The following is a 3,647-nucleotide window of genomic DNA, read 5'->3' as shown; positions in this document are numbered from 1 at the left end:
AAGGTCGTCGTGCGAACCCGCGTTCTAAGCCACCGTTCCCGGCGAGTGCGGGCGTGTGGGGCAAGCCAACCTGCGTCAACAACGTGGAAACCTTGTCCAACGTCCCAGCCATCTTCCTCAACGGCGTTGACTGGTACAAGAACATCTCTACCAGCGAAGACACCGGTACCAAAATGATGGGCTTCTCAGGCCGCGTGAAAAATCCAGGCGTGTGGGAACTGCCGTTTGGCACGACCGCGCGTGAGATTCTGGAAGATTATGCCGGTGGCATGCGCGATGGCCTGAAATTCAAAGCCTGGCAGCCAGGCGGTGCGGGTACCGACTTCCTGACCGATCAGCATCTTGATCTGCCAATGGAATTCGCCAGCATCGGTAAAGCGGGTAGCCGTTTAGGTACTGCACTGGCGATGGCGGTCGATCACGAAATCGGCATGGTTTCGCTGGTGCGTAATCTGGAAGAATTCTTTGCGCGCGAGTCCTGTGGCTGGTGTACGCCATGCCGTGATGGATTGCCGTGGAGCGTGAAGATCCTGCGTGCGCTGGAGCAGAAAAAAGGCCAGCCGGGTGATATCGAAACCCTGCAGCAGCTTTGCCGCCAGCTCGGTCCAGGTAAAACCTTCTGTGCCCACGCACCAGGTGCCGTTGAGCCATTGCAGAGCGCGATTAAATATTTCCGTGAAGAGTTTGAAGCCGGCATTGCGCCGCAGGTGTTTGGTAATACCCGATCGATCGGTGGTATTCAGCCCAACCTGCTGAAAGCGCGCTGGTAATCAGCCGCCGTACACGGAATTCACCCTGAGCCGACCCGGCTTGGGGGACAGAATTAGATGTTTAACGCTCGTCTTAGGGCGAGCCTTACGGAAGCATGTTCACTATGGCTACAATCCATGTAGACGGTAAAGAATATGATGTGAACGGAGCGGACAACCTGTTGCAGGCGTGTCTCTCTCTGGGCCTTGATATTCCTTATTTTTGCTGGCATCCGGCGCTGGGAAGCGTGGGAGCCTGCCGCCAGTGCGCGGTGAAGCAATTCCAGAATGCCGAAGATACCCGCGGTCGCCTTGTTATGTCATGCATGACACCGGCGTCGGACGGCACCTTTATTTCCATCGACGATGGCGAAGCGAAAGAGTTTCGTGAAAGCGTGGTGGAATGGCTGATGACCAACCACCCGCACGATTGCCCGGTGTGCGAAGAGGGCGGTAACTGCCACCTGCAAGATATGACGGTGATGACGGGCCATAGCTTCCGTCGTTATCGCTTCACCAAACGTACCCACCAGAATCAGGATCTCGGCCCGTTCATCTCTCATGAAATGAACCGCTGCATCGCCTGCTATCGCTGTGTGCGTTACTACAAAGATTATGCCGATGGCAAAGATCTTGGCGTTTACGGTGCGCACGACAACGTCTACTTTGGTCGCCCGGAAGATGGCACGCTGGAGAGCGAATTCTCCGGTAACCTGGTCGAAATCTGCCCGACCGGCGTGTTCACCGATAAAACTCACTCCGAACGCTATAACCGTAAATGGGATATGCAGTTCGCGCCGAGCATCTGCCAGCAGTGCAGCGTGGGTTGTAACACCAGCCCAGGCGAGCGCTATGGTGAACTGCGTCGTATTGAAAACCGTTATAACGGTACCGTAAACCACTACTTCCTGTGTGACCGTGGTCGTTTCGGTTATGGCTATGTGAACCGCAAAGATCGTCCACGTCATCCAGTACAGAAGCGCGGCAACGATTGGGTCAGTCTGAATGCCGAACAAGCGGTGAATGCCGCGGCTGACGTACTGCGTCAGGCGAAGCGCGTGATTGGGATTGGATCACCGCGTGCCAGCATTGAAAGCAACTTTGCGCTGCGTGAACTTGTCGGTGCGGAAAACTTCTCCACCGGTATGCCTGCCGCTGAGCAGGCACGCGTTGAGTTGATGCTGAAAGTACTGCAGGAAGGCGGTATTTACACGCCATCACTGCGCGAAATCGAAAGCTACGATGCGGTGCTGGTGCTGGGTGAAGATCTGACTCAGGTCGGTGCGCGTGTCGCGCTGTCTGTGCGTCAGGCGGTGAAAGGTAAAGCACGTGAAATGGCAGCAGCCCAGAAAGTGGCTGACTGGCAGATCGCGGCGATCCTGAACATCGGTCAGCACGCCAAACATCCGCTGTTTGTCACCAACGTTGATGAAACCCGTCTTGATGATATCGCGGCGTGGAGCTATCGCGCACCGGTAGAAGATCAGGCTCGTCTCGGCTTCGCTATTGCCAATGCGCTCGATGAAGCCGCTCCAGCCGTCAGTGGCTTTGACAGCAAGCTGAATGGCAAGCTGGATGTGGTGGTACAGGCGTTAGCCGGTGCCAAAAAACCACTGATTATTTCTGGTACTCACTCTGGCAGCACCGCGATGATTGAAGCGGCCGCCAACGTGGCAAAAGCACTGAAAGGTCGCGGTGCCGATGTCGGTATCACTTTCCTTGCCGGTGCAGCTAACAGCTTTGGTCTCGGCCTGATGGGGGGGCAATCGCTGGATAGCGCGCTGGAACAGCTGGATAAAGGCGAAGCGGAAGCGCTGGTGGTGTTGGAAAACGATCTTTACCGCCATGCACCGAAAGCCACCGTGGATGCGGCTTTGCACAACACCGCACACGTGATTGTGGTTGATCATCAACGCACTGCGACGCTGGAGAAAGCCGGTCTGGTGCTCTCGACGGCGAGCTTCGCAGAGAGTGATGGCACCTCGATCAACCAGGAAGGCCGCGCACAGCGTTTCTTCCAGGTTTACGATCCGGCTTACTACGATAACAGCATTGTGATGCTGGAAAGCTGGCGCTGGCTGCACTCGCTGCATAGCACCGTCGAAAGCCGCCAGATCGACTGGACGCTGCTGGATCACGTGATTGACGCCACCGTTGCGGCGCTGCCACAGCTGAAAGGCATCAAAGATGCTGCTCCAGATGCCAGCTTCCGTATTCGTGGTCAGAAACTGGCGCGTTCCCCGCATCGAAACAGTGGCCGTACCGCGATGCGTGCCAATATCAGTGTGCACGAACCGCGTCAGCCGCAGGATAAAGACACCATGTTTGCCTTCTCAATGGAAGGGAACAACCAACCAGGCGCACCGCGTTCGCAGATTCCATTTGCCTGGGCACCAGGCTGGAACTCCCCGCAGGCATGGAACAAGTTCCAGGCTGAAGTGGGTGGTAAACTGCGTCACGGCGATCCGGGCGTGCGTCTGTTTGAAGCCGGTGAAGGTTCACTGCCATGGTTCACCACCGTGCCAGAAAGCTTCGTTGGCGGTGAGCAATATCGCGTTGCGCCTTACTACCAGCTGTTTGGTAGTGAAGAGATGACTCAGCGTTCGCCGACCTTCCAGAAGCGTATGTCGCCAGCCACGCTGGTGATTAACCCGGCTGATGCGGAAAAACTGGGTGTGAATAACGGCTCTGCTGTTGAACTGGTTTGCGCCGGTGAAACGCTGCACTTGCCAGTGCGTTTCTCCACTTCCCTGCAAGCAGGGCAGGTGGGTCTGCCGTTGGGCATGCCGGGTGTACCGCCATTCCTCTCGGGTGCGCAAATTGACAAACTGCAGGAGGCCGCGCAATGAGCTGGCTGACACCGGACGCTATCGACATCCTCATCCAGATCCTGAAAAC

General features: G+C 56.5%; 2 protein-coding genes. Both read left to right on the top strand.

The genetic code is table 11. From position 1 onward, the window contains the following. Positions 1 to 770 (top strand): NADH-ubiquinone oxidoreductase-F iron-sulfur binding region domain-containing protein (locus QMM04_RS21500; RefSeq protein WP_282996990.1); only part of this gene is annotated, 770 nt, incomplete at its 5' end. A 104-nt stretch (positions 771 to 874) separates the two neighbouring features. Next, positions 875 to 3,598, top strand: a complete 2,724-nt coding sequence (nuoG, locus tag QMM04_RS21495) for an NADH-quinone oxidoreductase subunit NuoG (protein WP_282996989.1) — start codon at positions 875 to 877, stop codon at positions 3,596 to 3,598. Positions 3,599 to 3,647 lie beyond the last annotated feature (49 nt).

The organism is Pantoea sp. Pa-EAmG (assembly GCF_030024295.1).
In the GTDB taxonomy this organism is placed as follows: Bacteria; Pseudomonadota; Gammaproteobacteria; order Enterobacterales; family Enterobacteriaceae; genus Pantoea; species Pantoea dispersa.
Note: the sequence above shows the minus strand (reverse complement) of the source record. Positions and strands in the feature narration are given on the sequence as shown.

Coding starts and splice junctions, on each gene's coding strand:
- nuoG (WP_282996989.1), top strand. CDS start 875: ATGGCTACAATCCATGTAGACGGTAAAGAATATGATGTGAACGGAGCG.